Origin of the sequence: Sphingomonas sp. HF-S4 (genome assembly GCF_032911445.1) — a bacterium.
Taxonomy (GTDB): Bacteria; Pseudomonadota; Alphaproteobacteria; order Sphingomonadales; family Sphingomonadaceae; genus Sphingomonas; species Sphingomonas agrestis.
The window spans coordinates 146225-163893 of sequence record NZ_JAWJEJ010000001.1 but is presented as its reverse complement, the minus strand read 5'-3'; the positions used below and the strand labels follow the sequence as shown (position 1 = coordinate 163893).

17 protein-coding genes are annotated in these 17669 nt (G+C 66.4%); 8 read left to right on the top strand and 9 right to left on the bottom strand.

Going from position 1 to position 17669, the window contains the following annotated elements:
• Position 1: 1 nt before the first annotated feature.
• Together RZN05_RS00825 and RZN05_RS00820 are read left to right on the top strand one after the other, a co-directional pair.
• Positions 2-1387: a M20/M25/M40 family metallo-hydrolase gene (locus RZN05_RS00825; protein WP_317224731.1), complete on the top strand. Its 1386-nt coding sequence runs from the start codon at positions 2-4 to the stop codon at positions 1385-1387.
• A gap of 3 nt (positions 1388-1390) precedes the next feature.
• On the top strand, positions 1391-2992 hold the full coding sequence (locus RZN05_RS00820) for a phytoene desaturase family protein (RefSeq protein WP_317224730.1): 1602 nt from the start codon (positions 1391-1393) through the stop codon (positions 2990-2992).
• A gap of 39 nt (positions 2993-3031) precedes the next feature.
• Here the strand turns inward: RZN05_RS00820 and RZN05_RS00815 are convergent, their stop codons facing one another.
• Complete coding sequence (locus RZN05_RS00815) at positions 3032-3787, bottom strand: competence/damage-inducible protein A (RefSeq protein WP_317224729.1); 756 nt, start codon at positions 3785-3787, stop codon at positions 3032-3034.
• A gap of 53 nt (positions 3788-3840) precedes the next feature.
• Here RZN05_RS00815 and map point away from each other — a divergent pair, with 53 nt between their 5' ends.
• Positions 3841-4665, top strand: a complete 825-nt coding sequence (gene map, locus RZN05_RS00810) for a type I methionyl aminopeptidase (RefSeq protein ID WP_317224728.1) — start codon at positions 3841-3843, stop codon at positions 4663-4665.
• Positions 4666-4707: 42 nt separating this feature from the next.
• On the opposite strand, the gene RZN05_RS00805 is transcribed toward map, so the two are convergent.
• Positions 4708-5652: a hypothetical protein gene (locus RZN05_RS00805; protein ID WP_317224727.1), complete on the bottom strand. Its 945-nt coding sequence runs from the start codon at positions 5650-5652 to the stop codon at positions 4708-4710.
• 136 nt (positions 5653-5788) lie between these two features.
• A complete protein-coding gene (locus RZN05_RS00800) occupies positions 5789-6010 on the bottom strand; it encodes a hypothetical protein (RefSeq protein ID WP_317224726.1) in 222 nt (73 codons plus the stop codon).
• Positions 6011-6266: 256 nt separating this feature from the next.
• On the opposite strand from RZN05_RS00800, the gene RZN05_RS00795 reads away from it, so the two are divergent.
• The 4 genes from RZN05_RS00795 (at position 6267) to RZN05_RS00780 (ending at position 10581) form a co-directional block, all read left to right on the top strand.
• Entirely contained in the window at positions 6267-6605 is a 339-nt protein-coding gene (locus RZN05_RS00795) for a P-II family nitrogen regulator (protein WP_317224725.1), read from the top strand.
• A gap of 93 nt (positions 6606-6698) precedes the next feature.
• Positions 6699-8111, top strand: coding sequence for a type I glutamate--ammonia ligase (glnA, locus tag RZN05_RS00790; RefSeq protein WP_317224724.1), 1413 nt, complete (start codon positions 6699-6701; stop codon positions 8109-8111).
• Between the two features lie 57 nt (positions 8112-8168).
• Entirely contained in the window at positions 8169-9071 is a 903-nt protein-coding gene (locus RZN05_RS00785) for a hypothetical protein (RefSeq protein WP_317224723.1), read from the top strand.
• Between the two features lie 85 nt (positions 9072-9156).
• Entirely contained in the window at positions 9157-10581 is a 1425-nt protein-coding gene (locus tag RZN05_RS00780) for an aldehyde dehydrogenase family protein (protein ID WP_317224722.1), read from the top strand.
• 109 nt (positions 10582-10690) lie between these two features.
• Here RZN05_RS00780 and RZN05_RS00775 read toward each other — a convergent pair whose 3' ends face one another.
• The 5 genes from RZN05_RS00775 to RZN05_RS00755 all read right to left on the bottom strand — a co-directional run bounded on the left by RZN05_RS00775 (position 10691) and on the right by RZN05_RS00755 (position 16509).
• The gene (locus RZN05_RS00775; RefSeq protein WP_317224721.1) at positions 10691-11410 is read right to left on the bottom strand and encodes a PP2C family protein-serine/threonine phosphatase; all 720 of its coding nucleotides are present in this window, start codon (positions 11408-11410) and stop codon (positions 10691-10693) included.
• Complete coding sequence (locus tag RZN05_RS00770) at positions 11407-12393, bottom strand: type VI secretion system-associated FHA domain protein (RefSeq protein ID WP_317224720.1); 987 nt, start codon at positions 12391-12393, stop codon at positions 11407-11409. Before RZN05_RS00770 ends, RZN05_RS00775 begins: the two co-directional genes overlap by 4 nt.
• Positions 12394-12399: 6 nt before the next feature.
• On the bottom strand, positions 12400-14049 hold the full coding sequence (locus tag RZN05_RS00765) for a serine/threonine-protein kinase (RefSeq protein WP_317224719.1): 1650 nt from the start codon (positions 14047-14049) through the stop codon (positions 12400-12402).
• 124 nt (positions 14050-14173) lie between these two features.
• Positions 14174-14890, bottom strand: a complete 717-nt coding sequence (locus RZN05_RS00760; protein ID WP_317224718.1) for a LysM peptidoglycan-binding domain-containing protein — start codon at positions 14888-14890, stop codon at positions 14174-14176.
• Complete coding sequence (locus tag RZN05_RS00755) at positions 14887-16509, bottom strand: putative bifunctional diguanylate cyclase/phosphodiesterase (RefSeq protein WP_317224717.1); 1623 nt, start codon at positions 16507-16509, stop codon at positions 14887-14889. The genes RZN05_RS00760 and RZN05_RS00755 overlap by 4 nt, the downstream gene beginning before the upstream one ends.
• 143 nt (positions 16510-16652) lie before the next feature.
• Between RZN05_RS00755 and RZN05_RS00750 the strand changes: the two genes are divergently transcribed.
• Entirely contained in the window at positions 16653-17099 is a 447-nt protein-coding gene (locus RZN05_RS00750; protein ID WP_317224716.1) for a MaoC family dehydratase, read from the top strand.
• On the opposite strand, the gene RZN05_RS00745 is transcribed toward RZN05_RS00750, so the two are convergent.
• Entirely contained in the window at positions 17096-17644 is a 549-nt protein-coding gene (locus RZN05_RS00745; protein WP_317224715.1) for a hypothetical protein, read from the bottom strand. The genes RZN05_RS00750 and RZN05_RS00745 overlap by 4 nt on opposite strands.
• Between the last annotated feature and the right edge of the window lie 25 nt (positions 17645-17669).

Sequence of the window (17669 nt, the reverse complement as noted above, 5' to 3'; positions counted from 1 at the left end):
CATGCGCCACCTCGCGGCTTTCCTCGCAGGGGCGCTCGTCGCCGGCCCGGCAATGGCGCAGACACAGGCCGAGACACAGGCGCTGGACCTGCTCAAGCGCGGTGTCGCCTTCCGCACTGTCGCGGGCGCGGCCAATCAGACCTTCGACTACGCCACCTATCTCAAGTCGCAGCTCGTCGCCGGCGGGTTCGCCGAGGGCGATGTCCGCGTCGAGAAGCTGGGGGACACCGCCTATCTGGTCGCGCGCTATCGCGGCACCGGCAAGGCGAAGAATGGTGCAAAGCCGATCTACATCTCAGGCCATATGGATGTGGTCGAGGCCAAACCCGCCGATTGGGAGCGCGATCCATTTACCCCGGTGGTCGAGAACGGCTATCTGTTCGGCCGCGGCGCGAGCGACAACAAGTTCGACGTCTCGACCTTCATTGCCTCGATGATCCAGTTGAAGCGCGAAGGCTTCAAGCCCGGCCGCGACATCGTGATGCTCCTCTCGGGCGACGAAGAGACGGCGATGAAGACCACCGCCGCGCTCGCCGCCGAATTCCACGACGCCGAGCTGCTGCTCAACATCGACGGCGGCGGCGGCGACATGGACGAGGGCGGCAAGCCGGTGATGTTCGGCGTGCAGGGCGCCGAGAAGACCTATGCCGATTTCGAGCTGGCGATCACCAACCCCGGCGGCCATTCAAGCGCGCCGCGGAAGCCCAATGCGATCTACCAGCTCGCCGCCGCGCTAGCGAAGATCGAGGCGTACGAATTCCCCGGCCAGGTCAACGAGATCACCAAGGCAAGCTGGGCCGCCACTGCCGCCCGCACCGCCGACGCCAAGCTCGCCGACGCGATGCGCCGCTTCGCTGCCAATCCCGAGGATGCTGAGGCCCGTGCGATCCTGCGCGCCGATCCCGGCTTCGTCGGCCAGACCGGCACGACCTGCGTCGCGACGCTCGCCAATGCCGGCCACGCGACCAACGCGCTGCCCCAGCGCGCCACCGCCAACATCAATTGCCGCATCTTCCCTGGCACGCCGATCGCCGAGGTCCAGGCCAAGCTGACCGAGTTGGTCGCCGATCCGACGATCAAGGTGACCAAGGTCGAGAGCGGATCGGTGCCGAGCGACGCCTCGCCGCTTCGCCCCGAGCTGATGAAGGTCATCACCAAGGCCGTGCGTGCCCGATTCCCCGACGTGCCGGTAGTCCCGGTGATGTCGGCGGGCGCGACCGACAGCATGTGGTTTCGGGGCAAGGGCGTGGCGAGCTACGGCGTCAGTCCGTTGTTCATGAAATCGAGCGACAGTTTCGCCCACGGCCTCAACGAGCGCATCCCGGTGAGCGAGATCGCTCCGGCGATCACCTTCTACAAGCGCGTCGTCACCGCGCTCGCGAAGTAAGCCATGACCCACCGCACCGACGCCCTGATCGTCGGCGGCGGGCATAACGGGCTGGTCTGCGCGTTCTACCTGGCGCGCGCCGGGCTCAAGGTGCACGTCCTCGAGCGCCGGCATATCGTCGGCGGGGCGGCGGTGACCGAGGAATTCCATCCCGGCTTCCGCAATTCGACGGCGAGCTACACGGTCAGCCTGCTCCGTCCCAAGGTCATCGCCGACATGCGGCTGCACCAACGCGGCTGGCGCGTGGCGGAGCGGCCGATTTCCAACTTCCTGCCGCATGATGGCGGCTATGTGAAGCTGGGCGGCGGCAGCGCGCGGACCCGCGCCGAGTTCGCCCGCTTCTCGGCGCGCGACGCCCAGGCGCTGCCCGCCTACGAAGCCGCGCTCGAACGCGTTGCGCAGGTGCTGCGCGACCTGGCGCTCAAAACCCCGCCAAATGCCGGCGGGGGCCTGCGCGCGCTGCTCGCCGCAGCCGCGCAGGGGCGCAGGCTGGCGGGGATGAGCCTGGAGGCACAGCGCGACACGCTCGACCTGTTCGTCAAATCCGCGCGCGACTTCCTCGATGGCTGGTTCGAGAATGACTATGTGAAGGCGGCATTCGGCTTCGACGCGGTAGTGGGCAATTATGCCAGCCCCGATACGCCGGGCAGCGCCTACGTCCTCCTCCACCACGTCTTCGGCGAAGTGAACGGCAAGAAGGGCGCCTGGGGGCATTCGATCGGCGGGATGGGCGCGATCACGCAGGCGATGGCCGAGGCGTGCATCGAGGCGGGCGTCGAGATCAGCCTCGAAGCGCCGGTGTCGCGCGTGCTGGTCGATGGGGGGAAGGTCGCCGGCGTCCGCCTCGAAAGCGGCGAGGAGATCGCGGCCGGGATCGTGGCGGCGAATGTCGGCCCCGCATTGCTCTATCGCAACTTGATCGACCGCGCCGATCTGTCGCCCGAATTCGCGGGGCGTATCGATCAGTACAAGGCCGGCTCGGGCACCTTCCGGATGAACGTCGCTTTATCCGAGCTGCCCGACTTCACCGTGCTGCCGGGGATCGGCGAGCATCACGGCGCCGGCATCATGATCTGCCCGACGCTCGATTACATGGACCGCGCCTATACCAGCGCGCGCGCCAACGGCTTTTCCGACGAACCGATCGTCGAGATGACGATTCCCTCTAGCGTGGACGACAGCCTCGCCCCGCCGGGTCGCCACGTCGCCGCGTTGTTCTGCCAGCAATTCGCGCCGGTGCTCCCGGGCGGCCGCAGCTGGGACGAAGAACGCGAGGCGGCCGCCGACCGGATCATCGACACGGTCACGAAGCATGCCCCTAATTTCAAGGCATCGGTCATCGCGCGACAAATCCATTCGCCGCTCGACCTGGAGCGCAAGTTCGGATTGGTCGGCGGCGACATCATGCACGGCCATATGTCGCTCGACCAACTCTGGGCGGCGCGTCCGATGCTAGGCCATGGCAACTATCGTGGCCCGATCGCGGGGCTCTACATGTGCGGCGCGGGCACCCACCCCGGCGGTGGCGTCACCGGCGCGCCCGGCCACAACGCCGCGCGCGAAATTCTCAGGGATCGCAGCCTGTTCAGCCGGCTAATGCGATAGAGTCGCAGGATTGTCGCGATGGGCTTGCAATAAATTCCGTCAAATCCCGCCCTCGATCGGCTCCCTGCCCGCGGCCCGCAACCCCCCAAGCAGCGCTTCCACGACTCGGTCGACCAGCGCCGCGTCGGTCGCGCGCACTACGAAGTTCGCGCCGGTCTTGCCCTCGCGGAAGAACGGATAGCTGCCGATCGACACGCCGGGATGCGCGCGCTCGGTCTCGCCGAGCATCTCGGCGATCTCGCTCTCGGCGACCCACGCCCCCACCGTGCGCGACAGCACCGGCAGCCCGCCCTCGAGCGTGCCGGTCAGTGCGTCGAGCATCCCCGCGGTGATGTGCGGCACCCCGGCGAGGATGAAGACATTGCCCCAGCGGATCCCGGGCGCGCCGGACATCCGGTTGGCGATCAGGTCCGCCCCCTCGGGCACCCTTGCCATCCGCAGCCGGGCATCGGTCAGCCCGCCGCGCGTCTCGTAATGACGTTCGAGCACCGCGCGCGCCTGCGGATGCACCACCACCGAAACGCCGAGCGCCACGGCGATCGCATCGACGGTGATGTCGTCATGCGTCGGCCCGATCCCGCCGGTGGTGAAGAGGTAATCGTTGCGGACGCGCAGCGCGTTGACTGCCTCGACGATCGCGTCCTGCACATCGGGCACCACGCGCACTTCGGCCAGCCGGATGCCCTGGACGTTGAGCCAGGAGGCGAGCTGCGCGACATTCTTGTCCTGCGTGCGGCCCGAGAGAATCTCGTCGCCGATCACCACCAGTGCCGCGGTCCAGATGCGCTCGCTCATGGCGATGGCCTAGAGCCTCGCAAACCGGCACGCAAACGCCTATATCGCCGCGCATGACCGAATATGTCACCGTCACCGAAGACATGCCGCAGGCGCGCGACGGCGCGATCAAGCTCCACGGACCCGCAGGCTTCGAAGGCATGCGCAAGGCGGGCCAACTCGCCGCCGAGATCCTCGACGCGCTGGTGCCGCATGTCGTCCCCGGCGTACGCACCGACGAGCTCGACGACATCGTCCGCAATATGACGATCGCCGCGGGCGGCGTGCCCGCGACGCTCGGCTATCGCGGCTACACGCACAGCTGCTGCATCTCGATCAACCATGTCGTCTGCCACGGCATTCCGTCCGATCGCACGCTCAAGGACGGCGACATCGTCAATATCGACGTCACCCCGATGCTCGGCGGCTGGCACGGCGATACCAGCCGGATGTATCTGGTCGGCGACGTGCCGATCAAGGCGCGCCGGCTGGTCGACGTGACCTATGAATGCCTGATGCTTGGGCTCGAACAGGCCCGGCCGGGCAACCATCTCGGCGACATCAGCCATGCGATTCAGCGCCACGCCGAAAAGCACCGCTATGGCGTGGTCCGCGATTTCTGCGGGCATGGCCTTGGCCAAGTATTCCACGACGCGCCCGAAGTCGTCCATGTCGGCCGCCCCGGCACCGGCCCGGAGCTGCGTCCTGGCATGTTCTTTACTGTCGAGCCGATGATCAACGTCGGCCGCCCCGACGTGAAGCTGCTCGACGACGGCTGGACCGCGGTGACCCGCGACCGCTCGCTCTCGGCGCAGTTCGAGCATTCGATCGGCATCACCGAGACCGGCTGCGAGATCTTCACGACCAGTCCGAAGGGGCTGGACCGGCCGCCTTACTGATCCTGCTCCCCTCCCTGCACGCAGGAAGGGGAGTTTTAGGGCTCAATGCCCCCCATAGGCCCGGCCCGACTGGGCGAGCCGCTGGCGGTTGGTGTTCCCCGGCACGGCAATGTGCGTCGCCGGATCATATTCCTTGCCCACGCCCGCGCTGCCCTGGGGCACCCAGATGTTGACCACGGTGTTGCTATAGCCCTGCGGCAAATAGCGAATCCAATAGCCATCCGGATGCGCGCTCCAGCGACCGGAGGGCACGTCCTGGCTGCCCGGCCCGATTCCCGCCGCGCCGGCGAGCACCGCTACCGCTTCGAGATCGGCGAAGCTGGTGCCAGGCGAAGCGAGCATGCGCCGCAGGTCCGCCTCGGCCTGTAGCACCTGGCGCACTCCGCTCGGCAGATTGTCGGCGATCGGTCCGCGGGTGAGCATGTCGAGCGCGTTACGGTTGAGCGCAGCGAGCTGGCGCGGGCTGAGCAACGCCGCCGCGACCACCTTGTGCTCGCTCGACAAGTCCTCGAATTTGGCCCGCGCGACGATCGCCCAGAGCAGGGTCTGGATCTTTTGCTGGCTGATCTCGGGATGATTGACCGAGTTGCGCAGGATCGTCGTCACTGCATCTTGGGCCGCCCCCTTGGTCGGGCCGAACAGATAGCCGTCGCCGCCGCCAGGCCCGTGGGTGCCGGCATGGAGGCAATAGCTCTGGTCGTGGAATTCATAATAGCCGGCTTGCAGCACGAATCCGCCATTCGGCGTGCGCTGGAGCGTCGCGAGATTGCGCTTTGGCTCGCGCGGGGTGAAGCCGTCCTTGCTTGCGTCGCCCCATTTGGCGTCGGGCAGGCTGGTGGAAATCGGTGCCTTTTGCAGGCTCGGCATGCTGATGCCCGCCTTCTTGGCGAGACCCCCCAGCCCACCGAATTGCGCCGCCGCCGGCGTGGCACCGAGCATCAGCGTCGCCACTGCAGCGCCGAGCGCGAAGAACTTGCGAATCGTCATTACGGATCCCCCTGAACGCTTGCCTTAACGGAGGTGCGGCAGCGCCCCCGCGCCCCACCCCGATGATTTCCGGTGCTGATGTCTAATACACTCGGCGCCGCGAGGCGAGCGCCGCTGCGCTCGGCCGGTCGCGCGTTCAGGCCGCGTGGTAGCGCGGCACCGTCCACCGCCGCAGCGCTTCCTCTGCCTGCTCGGCATCGAGCTCGCCAATCGCGCTGCAGATCCGATAGCCGTCGCGCGCGTCGTCCGCGATTGCCAGCAGGCCGTGGGCCATGATCACCAGAGGTCCCTTCGCCACGGTCCTGCTGTCGTGACTGCGCCGGATCTCGGCCGGCTCGTCCATCGGCCAAAGCTGCATGCAATACTCCGCGATGCTCGTTTCGGATGCGCAAACGTGAAGATTAGCCTCCGGTTCCATCACATATGTGAATATATTGCGCTTGGGGAGCCTTCGTGCCGCCGAATGAGGCAGGCCGTTGGTCGTTGCCCGTTTGACAGGCACTTGTTTAGCCTTGCGTGGCGTGCGACCGGAGGGGCATCCTCGATTTCGCCTCTGGCACGGATGTTGCCAGACGCGCGCTATGGGGACTGCCTCATTTCCTTTGGGGGAACACGTGAAAAAGATCGAAGCGATCATCAAGCCGTTCAAGCTCGATGAAGTGAAGGAAGCGCTGCACGAAGTCGGCGTCAGCGGCATCACCGTCACCGAAGCCAAGGGCTTTGGCCGTCAGAAGGGCCATACCGAGCTCTATCGCGGCGCCGAATATGTGGTGGACTTCCTCCCCAAGGTGAAGCTCGAAGTGGTGGTGGACGACACCCTCGCCGACCGCGTGGTAGAAGCGATCGCCACCGCGGCGCAGACCGGCCGCATCGGCGACGGCAAGATCTTCGTCATCCCGGTCGAGACCGCCCTACGCATCCGCACGGGCGAGCGGAACGAAAACGCCGTTTGACGCGGCGCAGCACTGTAATATTGCAGCGCGCAAACAGGTAATTTTATTGCCCGATTCGTCGGGCCCACGAAAGAGAGCGAAAGGGCATCTACCATGGCGAACTCGGCCAATGACATCCTGAAGATGGTGAAGGACCAGGAGATCGAATGGATCGATCTTCGCTTCACCGACCCCAAGGGCAAGTGGCAGCACCTCACCATGGTCGCCGGGGTAATCGGCGAGGACGAGCTGACTGACGGCCTGATGTTCGACGGCTCTTCGATCGAGGGCTGGAAGGCGATCAACGAGTCCGACATGATCCTCAAGCCCGATCTCGATGCGGTCTGGGTCGATCCTTTCTCGGCCACGCCAATGCTGATCCTGGTCTGCGACGTCGTCGAGCCTTCGACCGGCGAGCTCTATTCGCGCGACCCGCGCTCGACCGCCAAGCGCTCGGAGGCCTATCTCCAGACGCTGGGCATCGGCGACACCGTCTATGTCGGCCCCGAGGCCGAGTTCTTCATGTTCGACGACGTCCGCTTCGAGAACAGCTATTCGACCAGCTATTACGCGATCGACGACATCGAACTGCCGGGCAATTCGGGCAAGGAATATGAGGCCGGCAATCTCGGCCACCGTCCGCGCGCCAAGGGTGGCTATTTCCCCGTCGCCCCGGTCGACAGCGCCGTCGACATCCGCGGCGAGATGGTGGCAACGATGCTCGAAATGGGCCTGCCCTGCGACAAGCACCACCACGAAGTCGCCGCCGCGCAACACGAGCTCGGCCTGACCTTCGGCACGCTGGTCCAGACCGCCGATCGCATGCAGATCTACAAGTATGTCGTGCACCAGGTCGCGCATGCCTATGGCAAGACCGCGACGTTCATGCCCAAGCCGATCAAGGAAGATAACGGCAGCGGCATGCACACCCACATCTCGATCTGGGATAAGGGCAATCCGCTGTTTGCCGGCAACGGCTATGCGGGCCTGAGCGACATGTGCCTGTATTTCATCGGCGGCGTGATCAAGCATGCCAAGGCGCTCAACGCCTTCACCAACCCGTCGACCAACAGCTACAAGCGGCTAGTCCCGGGCTATGAAGCCCCCGTGCTGCTCGCGTACTCCTCGCGCAACCGCTCGGCTTCGTGCCGCATCCCGTACGGCACCGGCGCCAAGGCCAAGCGCGTCGAATTCCGCTTCCCCGATGCGCTCGCCAATCCGTATCTCTGCTACGCAGCGCTGCTGATGGCCGGCCTCGACGGTATCCAGAACCGCATCCATCCAGGCGACCCGATGGACAAGAACCTGTACGACCTGCCGCCGGCAGAACTCGAGCAGGTCCCGACCGTCTGCGCCTCGCTCCGCGAAGCGCTCGACAGCCTCGAGGCCGATCAGGACTTCCTGCTCAAGGGCGACGTGTTTACCCGCGACCAGATCGCCGCTTATGTCGAGATCAAGCGCGCCGAAGTCGCCCGTTGGGAGATGACGCCGAGCCCAGTCGAATACGACATGTATTATTCGGGCTGATCTCCGCGATCAGCACGGACAGCAAAACGCCCGGGTCGAAAGGCCCGGGCGTTTTGCTTGAGCATCGTGGCCGAAACGCGCCTGTGCGCTTTCTCACAAACACCAAACAGCGGACCGCTTATCTTCCTTGCTTGGGTCGAGCCCAATCCGGTCAGGGGGAAGAAAATGAAATCCGCTCTTCTAGGCATTCCGCTAGCCCTTCTCGGCGGCTGCGCCTCGACCAATCTGAACAATGCGCTCGGCACGCCCAAAAACCCGACCGCTGTGTTCGTCGATGCTCGCGACAACAACAAGGGCGAAGACGACTTCCTGGTAGCAGATTACCTGCTGCTTCGCTCCTCGATCGGCAAGGATGGTAAAACTATTGCCAAAATTCCAGACGGGAGCGCCAAGGCGTATCTGGAAGCAGGGTTCAATCTCGGTGACGCCTATTGCGATCGCTTTCTCAACAAGACGGTCGAGAGCGCAATGCGACGGCGATATGGACGTTCCCTGACGAACGACATCGGCACAGGCTCGAACGCCCTGCTCACCGCTTTCGGCGCCGGCAAGGATGTCATAGCCGCCTTCGCGGCCAGCTTCGGCTTCGCCGATTCTGCATGGCGCAACTATGACGAGGCGTTCTTGATCGCCCCTGAGCTTTCGAATGTGCAGAAGCTCGTTCGCTCCGCCCAAGAGAATTACAAGGTCCGCGCGCTTGGAGCCAAAACGCTCCCCACCACCTACTCGCGAGCCCAGTCGATAATCCGGGATTACGCGCGTTATTGCACGAACCTCGGCATGCGCTCGCTGATCAATCAGTCCGCGACCGAGAAGGGGGTGGACATCGACGAGGATACCAAGGAGCTCCGCGACCAGGCTGTGGATTTCGCTCAGAAACCCGCGAACGGTGCTGCAAAGAAGCCTGCAAAAGTGCCTGCACCTGCACCGGTGTCGCCAGCGGCGCCGACCTCACAATAGTCCTATCGCGCTGACCGCGGCTTGCAACCGACGCACCCGCCCGCCATTTAGTCCACCATACCGGAAGTTCGAATCGGAGAGGCGGATGCGCAGTCACCTGAAGCACTATATCGACGGCGCCTGGGTTGCGAGCGACGGCGGCACCGTCCACCAGGTCATCAACCCCGCCACCGAAGCGCCCGTCTCCGAGATCACGCTGGGTTCCGCCGCGGATGTCGACAAGGCCGTCGCCGCCGCGAGGCGTGCGTTCGAGAGCTTCTCGCGCACCAGCGTCGACGAGCGCATCGCGCTGATCGAGCGCATCCTCGACGCGTACAAGGCCCGCGCCGCCGACATGGCCGAGGCGATCAGCCTGGAGATGGGCGCCCCGCTAAGCCTCGCCAGGACCGCGCAGGTCGGCAGCGGGATCGGCCACTTCAAGGCGGCGATCGAGGCGCTGCGCAGCTTTGCCTTCGAGGAGAGGATCGGCAAAAGCCTGGTCGTCCACGAGGGCATTGGCGTGGTCGCGATGATCACGCCGTGGAACTGGCCGCTCAACCAGATCGTCTCGAAGGTCGCCCCCGCGCTCGCCGCCGGATGCACGATGGTGCTCAAGCCCTCGGAAGAAGCGCCGGCCTGCGCCGCGATCTTCGCCGAAGTGCTAGACGCCGCGGGCGTCCCCGCCGGCGTGTTCAACCTCGTCAACGGCGACGGACCCGGCGTGGGCACCGCGCTCTCGACGCACAAGGGCGTCGACATGGTGAGCTTCACCGGATCGACTCGCGCCGGCGTGCTCGTCGCCAAGAATGCCGCCGACACGGTCAAGCGCGTCCACCAGGAACTGGGCGGCAAGTCGCCGTCGCTGGTGCTGGAGAGCGCCGACCTCGCCAAGGCGGTGCCGGGGACGCTGTTCAGCGTGCTGATGAATTCGGGGCAGAGCTGCATCGCCCCTGCCCGCCTGCTGGTACCCCGGCATCTTCAGGACCAGGCTGCCGCGATCGCCGCCGAGACGATGAAGGCCACCCAGACCGGCGATCCCGCCGAAGAGGGCCGCCATATCGGCCCGGTGGTCAACAGGACCCAATGGGACAAGATCCAGGGCCTGATCGCCAAGGGGCTCGAGGAGGGCGCCAAGCTCGAGACCGGCGGCCCCGGCCGCCCCGACGGCATCGAGACCGGCTATTTCGTCAAGCCGACTCTCTTCTCGAACGTCCGCAACGACATGACGATCGCGCGCGAGGAGATTTTCGGACCGGTGGTGACGATCATTCCCTACGACGACGAGGAAGACGCGATCCGCATCGCCAACGACACCGATTACGGGCTGTCGGCCGTGGTATTCGGCGATGCCGAGAGCGTTCGCCGCGTCGCCCCGCGGCTGCGTGCCGGCATGGTCTATGTCAATGGCGGCCAACCCGATCCGAACCTGCCCTTTGGCGGCTACAAGCAATCGGGCAACGGTCGCGAGCACGGCAAGTTCGGGCTTGCTGAGTTTCTCGAGGTCAAGTCGGTGGTGGGGGTGTTCGCGTAGGGCCGGGGGCTAGCGTTTATCCTTCCGTTCGTTTCGAGCGAAGTCGAGAAACGCCTACGAAGGGCCCGGCCCGGTTTCTCGACTTCGCTCGAAACGAACGGTGGGTGGGTCAGCCGATCCCAACCAGCACAAAGGTGATATTGTCGCTGCCGTCCTTTTCGAGCGCTTCGGTAAGCAACCGCTCGGCCGCCTGCTCATCCGCTCCCGTGCCATTGCCACCCAGCGACCGGCTGAGTCCATCCGAGCAGAGCAGCAGCACGTCGCCCGGCTCGACTGCAAACGATACGCGCTCGACCTCGACTTTACCTTCGACCCCCAGCGCCCGCGTAATGACATGCGCCTGCGGATGCCGCCTGGCCTGTTCGCGATCGATTAGCCCTTCGTCAACCAGCTGCTGGACCAGGCTGTGGTCGCGCGTGGCCTGCTCCCAGCGCCCGTCCCGCGCCCGATATGCACGGCTGTCCCCTGCCCAGAAAATCTGCGCCTCACCCTCGGCGACATGGAGCGCGACGATCGTCGATCCGATCACGCCGCCGGCCGCCTCGCTCCGTGCCAGTATTTGGCCATTGGCACTTTCGAGCGCGGCGAGGATCGCCTCGCCGCGAACCGGCGAGTCAGCATCGGCAACCCCGCGCAGCGCCGCGATCGCCAGCTCGGCGGCGATGTCGCCGCCGCGGTGTCCGCCCATCCCGTCGGCGACTGCCCACAACCCGCGATCGGGCCGGTCGAGCACGCGATCCTCGTTGACCTGGCGCACGCGCCCGACATGGCTGCGGGAGACGGAGCGGAACGCTTCGATGTCTTGGGATCGCGCCAGGCCCAACCTCATTTGCTCTGCTCGGCAGCGGCATAGGCCTGGACGAAGGCGCGGTCGAGCGTCCCCTCCTCGCCCTCCAGCTGGCGCACCAGATCGGCGTGCCGCATCTCGATCTCCTGGCTTTGCAGGGCGTGCTTGCTCTTGAGCAGCGAGCCGTTCTTCGCCACCGCCGCATCGATATCCTTGGGGTCGAAGCTCGAGACCGCCTGGCGCAGCGAGGCCTGGAGCCCGGCAAAGGTCGCGATCAAATGCCGCTTCACGTCCTGGAGCGAACTGCCGATCGCCGCGGGGCCGGACAGGAACCCGCCTACGCCCGACAACAGCAGGTCGATCGCCAGCCGCTGGGTCGGCGCCCATTTGAACGGATTGTTGCCGGTGCCGCCGATCGTCGTGCGGCTGAGATTGTAGCGCCCGCGCGCGCGATCCCGCTCGACCATCAAATCGGCGATCCCGAGCACCATCTGCCGATAGACCGCGCCCGCGCGCTCCATCACCTCGGCCGGCTCCTCGCCCGACAGCAGCGAGGCGTCGAGCCCCGCGCCTCGGCAGAATGCCTCCAACAGCGATTCGCCCCCTGATGCTGCCAGCGGCTGCGCGTCGCTCCAGTCGGTCGGAACCGAAGTCGAGGCGCCGAGCGGCGGGGTCAGCACCATCGTCCGCGTCGTATCGGTAACCTCGTCGTCAAGCGGTGCGCGCGTCGCCGCGATACGGAAGCGCCCCATCCGCAGCGTAAAAGGAATCTCGACCGGCACGTCGACCAGATCGGGCAGCCGGTCGCCCGTCGAATCGTCGAACACGCCATTGGTGCCGATCGGGCGGACGATCAGCCCGTCGGCCGACACTGCGACTTCGCAATGCTCGCGCGACAGTGCCCGGTCGGGATCGGCGATCGGCCAGTCGCACTGGGTATCGCGGCCGATGCGAATCGCCCCGTCGCGCAGCAGCCGCGCGTCGATCGGCTGGACGCTGTCGTCGACGTCGAATAGCTGGAGCATGTACATTTACGCGGCTCGCTTGGGGGCGATCTGGATGCAGGTGGCCTCGAGCGCCGGCGCTTGAGCCTGGGCGCCCTGGAGCTTCGGCTCGGTCTCGGCGGCAAGCCGGTTGAACCCGTCGAACAGCGCGCCGATCTCGTCGCGGCGGCGATGCGAGATACGCAGCGCGAAGCCGCTCGCCCGCGCCTCGTCGAAGCTCGCCTGAAGCCGGCGCAGCGGCCGCACCACCGTCGCGCCGCTCAGATAGCCGATCACGCTCACCACGGTCATGATGATCCCGGCGAGCACGATCAGCAGCATCCGCGCATTGGCCATCGCCGCGTCGAGCGAGGTGCGCGGCAGCAGCATATCGACCTGTCCGAAATCGGCGCCGGCATAGCGGATCGGCCGGATGAAGCGCAGCGCGCCACCCCTTCCATCATTTGCATTAGTCACCGCGTCGCTAAGGCGCTCCTCGCCGCTCGGCCGAGCATAATGCTGGCCGACGCGACGCCCGTCGCTCGCCGCGCGGATCGTGCCGCCGGCATCGACGACGACGATCCCGCGCACCCCGCCGTCCTGGCTGGCGGCGGTGACGAAGGCCTGGAGCGGCGCCCAGTCCTGCTCGGCCGCCGGCAGCCCTGCATTGTCGGCGAGCAGCACCGCGGCGTTCTTGGCGACGAAGGTCGCGATCGTCTCGCCCGACGTCACCGCCATATGTTCGAGCGCGCGCTGCTGGCGCGTCAGGATTGCCGAGATGCTGAGCAGCAGCGCGATCAGCGTGATGCTTACCAGCGCGAAGGGCAGCTTGAACCGCAGCGAGATACCACGCCGCGTCACGCTATCCTCGGCACTCAGCGCCGCAGTCTCGCGCCGCAGCGCCTGGAGCAACTGCCCACCATCGGCGAAACGCTGGTCGGGCTTCTTGGCGAGCGATTTCTCGATGATCTGGCGCAGCCCGGGCGGGCAATCGGCAGCCGATCGCTCGATCGGTGTCACGCGCTCCTTCGCGATCTGCAACGCAAGCGTGGCGAGCCCGGTCGCGTCGAACGCGGTGTTGCCGGTGACCATCTCGTAAAGCACCGCGCCCAGCGAAAACAGGTCGGAACGCGCATCGACCGGCAGCCCGAGCGCCTGTTCGGGGCTCATGTAACGCGGCGTGCCGATCATCTGTCCGGCCTGGGTGCGCGCCAGCTGGCCATCGCAATCGCTGGTCCGCGCCACGCCGAAATCGAGCAGCTTGGCGGTCTTGCCGTCCGAAGACAGCAGGATGTTCGAAGGCTTGACGTCGCGGTGGACGATGCCCTGCGCATGCGCATATGCGAGCGCGTCGCTCAACTGCGCGCCGAGCGCCAGCACGCGCTCGAACGGCATCCGCCCCTGCGCCTGGAGCACGGTATCGAGCGGCCGTCCCTCGACCAGTTCCATTGCGATGTACGGCACGCCATCGGCCTCGCCGACGTCGTAGATCGTCGCGATATTGGGATGATTGAGCGCGCCCGCCGCTCGCGCCTCGCGCAGGAAGCGCGCGCCGAGTTCAGGATCGCGGCGATAATCGGGCTTGAGCGCCTTTATCGCCACCGTGCGGCCGATATCGGGGTCGAGCGCGCGATACACGTCCGCCATCGCGCCTTCGCCGATCCGCGCCTCGATCCTGTACCGTCCCAGCCGTTCCATAGGTCTTCAGATCCCGCTTAGGCCTATCGCTTAGCGCCGGGAACTTAAGGATTTCTTCCTCTGGCCGCTCGAAGGGCTGACAAGCTTCGCAATTCCTTCCCCAGCTTGCTGGGAGATTTTTGGGCTATTGCCGCGCGCGGACCGTCGCTGCGATCCGCTGCGCGCGCTGGAGGTCGCGCTGGATCACCGCATTGCCCGGATCAAGCGCAGCCGCGCGCTGCAGCAGCGACACCGCCTGCTGAACCGCGCCACGATTGAGCGCCGCCAGCCCCGCCGAACGCGCACGCTGCGCCGCCGCCGGGTTGGCAGCCGGCTTGGCCGGCGCGGGTGCAGGTGCAGGTGCGGCGGGCTTGGGCCGCACCGGGGCAGGCGCCGCGCGCGGCCGGTCGGGCGTCGGCGCAGGCTTGGGGCGCGGCGGCGTGCCGGGAATGCGCAACACCGTCCCCGCGGTCAGCGTCGCGGGGTTGGCGATGTCGTTGTAGCGCGCGAGCTGATAGGCCTTGAGCCGGTTGCCGAGCAGCCGGTCGGCCAGCGCCTCGATCGTCTCGCCCGCACGCACCGTATAGGGATAATTGGTCGGGCCGAGCAGTTCCTTGGCGTCCCCCTCGATCGAGGTTCGCAGCAACAGCAGCCTGGGGTTCATCGGCTCGCGCTTGAGCAGCGGCTTGAGCTGCTTCTCCGCGCCCTTGCGGTCGCCCTGCATCAGCAGCGCCTGGACGCCGCCGATATCGGCCTCGCCCACCGGCGCGCTCAGTGCCACCGGCCGGGGCGCCGATCCCTTCGAACAGGCGGCGAGCGCGGCGAGGCTGGCCAGCGCGACGATGCGCAACAACGGTTTCATCGGGCGAGTCTCCGGGAAAGCTTGGTCTGGACGTGCCGCGCATCGAGCGCGAGGCGATCGCGCAGCGCAGCGGGATTGCGGACGAACGCCTGGAAATCGGGCGCGCCGAGCGGCGGCGAGAAATAATAGCCCTGGAACTCCGAACAGCCGTGACGGCGCAGCCAGAGATATTCCTCCTCGCGCTCGACCCCTTCCGCGATCACGCGGATGCCGAGTCCACGGGCGAGTGCGATAACACTCTGGCAGATCGCTTGGCTGTCGCGCCGCGCCTCGACCTCGGTGACGAACTGGCGGTCGATCTTGATCTTGTCGAAGGCGAGCACCCGCAGCGCCGAAAGACTGGAGAAGCCCGTGCCGAAATCGTCGATCGCAATATGGATGCCCAGGCCCCGCAGCCCCTCGAACAATCGTTCGGCGCGATTCACATCGGCGGCGGCAGCGCTCTCGGTCAGCTCGATCTCGAGCATGCCAGCGCGCAGCGAGTGGCGCTCGAGCGTGCGCTTAATCCGGCTGTGCAGGTCGGCGCCGTCGAGCTGATGCGCCGAGACGTTGACCGCGACGGTCAGCGGCCCCTGCCCCAGCCTGTGCCAGCTTCGCGCCTCGCGGCAGGCGGCATTGAGCGCCCAGAGTCCCACTTCCTCGATCAGCCCAGCCTCTTCGAGCACCGGGATGAACAACGTGGGCGAGACCATCCCGCGCTCGGGATGCCGCCAGCGCAGCAGCGCCTCGGCACCGCTCACCCGCCCGCTCGCTGCATCGATCTGCGGTTGATAGCGCAGCTCGAACTCGCCATTGGCGAGCGCACCGCGCAGATCCTGTTCCAGTGCATAGCGGTCGCGCTCGGCTGCGGCCGACGCCGCATCGATCCGCTGAACCTGGATCGGTCCCTCCGGCCCCGCCGCGCAGGCGGCGAGCACCCGCGCCAACGTAGCAGGCGCAGGTTCCTCCGCAGTCCAGGCGGCATGGTGCACGCGCACCTCGGGCACCAATTCGCGCCCGCCCTCGTGCATCACGTCGCCCAACGCATAACCGATCGCGACGAGCTGGCGCTCGGCATCCTCACCCGTCACGCCGGGCCCGAACCACAAGGCGAAGTGCGATCGATCGACATGCGCGACCATCCGCTCGCTTCCCACCATCCGCACGATCCGCGCGGCGAACTGCTTCAACGCGCGATCGGCGAGCGCGGGATCGAAGGCGCACAACCGATCGAAATCGTTGAGCGCGAGCAGTCCCAGCGTCCCTGCACCCTCCGCTTTCATCCGCGCCAGCAGCGGCTCGCGAGTCGGCAGGCCGGTTAGTGCGTGGCGCTGTTCGATCCGATCCTCGGTGCTGCGCAGCCGGTCCTCGATCGCATCGGCAGCATGGCACAGCGTCATCCAATGCGCACCGCTCGGCTCGATCCGTGCCAGCCCCGCGAGGCGCGCCGCAAGGACAGACAAGCGCCGATGCCCGACGATCTGGCTAGCGATCGACGCCACCGCGAGGATGCCGACCCCCAGCGCCGGCGAGCCGAGCGACATGCCGAATACGATCGACAGCGCGCCGGCCAGCACCCAAAGGCCGGCGGGGAACAGGCGGCTCGAACCGCGTCCTTGGAGCAAATAAGCGCGCCGCATGATGCACTTGCTACCGCTCCGACTCATACGAAGCGGTTAAGACGAACCGCCTTCCTACCCAGGTGCAGGTCCGTGCGTTGCACGACTTCCCAGCCCCGCCCTGAAAGCTTGCATACGCTCAGTTTCCAGACGAAACTGAAGCCATGCTATATTTTGACGATATCGAAGTCGGCTTCAAACGCAGCTTCGGCGGCTATCAGGTAACCCGCGAGGAGGTCGTCGAATTCGCCACGAAATACGATCCCCAGCCCTTCCACCTCTCCGACGAGGAGGCGGCGAAGACCCATTTCGGTCGGCTTGCCGCGAGCGGATGGCACACCTGCGCGATGACGATGGCGATGCTCGTCGAGCATATGAAGGCCCATCCCCAGGCGAGCCTGGGCGCTGCCGGGGTCGACGAACTGCGCTGGCTCAAGCCGGTCTATCCGGGCGACGTGCTCCGCTGCGAGAGTGAAGTCGTCGAAGTCCGCCCTTCGCGGAGCCGTCCCGAAATGGGCAGCGTCCGCAATCGGATGACCACGTTCAATCATAAGGACGAGCCGGTGCTCAGCTTCACCGCGATCGCGCTGATGCGGCGGCGCCCGGCCTAGTCGCGGCGGCTGCGACGGCCATCGTCGCGGCTGCGCGTGCCGCCGTCGCCCCGGTTCCAGGTCCGCCCTTCTCCGCGATTCCAGGTGCGACCCTCACCACGATTCCAAGTGCGGCCCTCGCCCCGATTCCACGTGCGGCGATCACTGCCGTTCCAATTGCGGCGCTCGCGATCCCATTGGCCGCGATTGCCGAAGCCGTTCCAATTGTCGCGGATCGTGCCCCGGTCGCCGCGCCAGTTGTTGCGGCGGTTTTCCCAATAGCGGCGCTGGCCATCGTTCCAGCGGTGCGGGCGGCGGTCGCGATCGTAGACGTAATAGCCCGAACCGGGATAATAATAGTCGCCATACCAGCCGAAATACGAGCTGCCAAAGCCGCCGTACCCAGGATAGCCGTAGCCGTCATAATAGCCGCCGCCATAATAAGCGGGGCTGCCATAGCCGAGCGAGACGCCCGAATAGCCATAGCCGTCGTCCATGCAGGCGGCGGTGCTCAGGCCGAGGGCGGCGAGCAGCCCGAGGGCGGAGATGCGGCGAAACAGAGTCATTGGCGATCCTCTCGCGCCTTAGAAC

Excerpts from the sequence above, each read along its gene's own strand:
- RZN05_RS00780 (WP_317224722.1), top strand. The coding sequence starts at position 9,157 with ATGCGCAGTCACCTGAAGCACTATATCGACGGCGCCTGGGTTGCGAGC.
- RZN05_RS00775 (WP_317224721.1), bottom strand. The coding sequence starts at position 11,410 with ATGAGGTTGGGCCTGGCGCGATCCCAAGACATCGAAGCGTTCCGCTCC.
- RZN05_RS00765 (WP_317224719.1), bottom strand. The coding sequence starts at position 14,049 with ATGGAACGGCTGGGACGGTACAGGATCGAGGCGCGGATCGGCGAAGGC.
- RZN05_RS00750 (WP_317224716.1), top strand. The coding sequence starts at position 16,653 with ATGCTATATTTTGACGATATCGAAGTCGGCTTCAAACGCAGCTTCGGC.
- RZN05_RS00800 (WP_317224726.1), bottom strand. The coding sequence starts at position 6,010 with ATGCAGCTTTGGCCGATGGACGAGCCGGCCGAGATCCGGCGCAGTCAC.
- RZN05_RS00825 (WP_317224731.1), top strand. The coding sequence starts at position 2 with ATGCGCCACCTCGCGGCTTTCCTCGCAGGGGCGCTCGTCGCCGGCCCG.
- RZN05_RS00745 (WP_317224715.1), bottom strand. The coding sequence starts at position 17,644 with ATGACTCTGTTTCGCCGCATCTCCGCCCTCGGGCTGCTCGCCGCCCTC.
- map (WP_317224728.1), top strand. The coding sequence starts at position 3,841 with ATGACCGAATATGTCACCGTCACCGAAGACATGCCGCAGGCGCGCGAC.
- RZN05_RS00760 (WP_317224718.1), bottom strand. The coding sequence starts at position 14,890 with ATGAAACCGTTGTTGCGCATCGTCGCGCTGGCCAGCCTCGCCGCGCTC.
- RZN05_RS00755 (WP_317224717.1), bottom strand. The coding sequence starts at position 16,509 with ATGCGGCGCGCTTATTTGCTCCAAGGACGCGGTTCGAGCCGCCTGTTC.
- RZN05_RS00820 (WP_317224730.1), top strand. The coding sequence starts at position 1,391 with ATGACCCACCGCACCGACGCCCTGATCGTCGGCGGCGGGCATAACGGG.
- glnA (WP_317224724.1), top strand. The coding sequence starts at position 6,699 with ATGGCGAACTCGGCCAATGACATCCTGAAGATGGTGAAGGACCAGGAG.
- RZN05_RS00815 (WP_317224729.1), bottom strand. The coding sequence starts at position 3,787 with ATGAGCGAGCGCATCTGGACCGCGGCACTGGTGGTGATCGGCGACGAG.
- RZN05_RS00770 (WP_317224720.1), bottom strand. The coding sequence starts at position 12,393 with ATGCTCCAGCTATTCGACGTCGACGACAGCGTCCAGCCGATCGACGCG.
- RZN05_RS00805 (WP_317224727.1), bottom strand. The coding sequence starts at position 5,652 with ATGACGATTCGCAAGTTCTTCGCGCTCGGCGCTGCAGTGGCGACGCTG.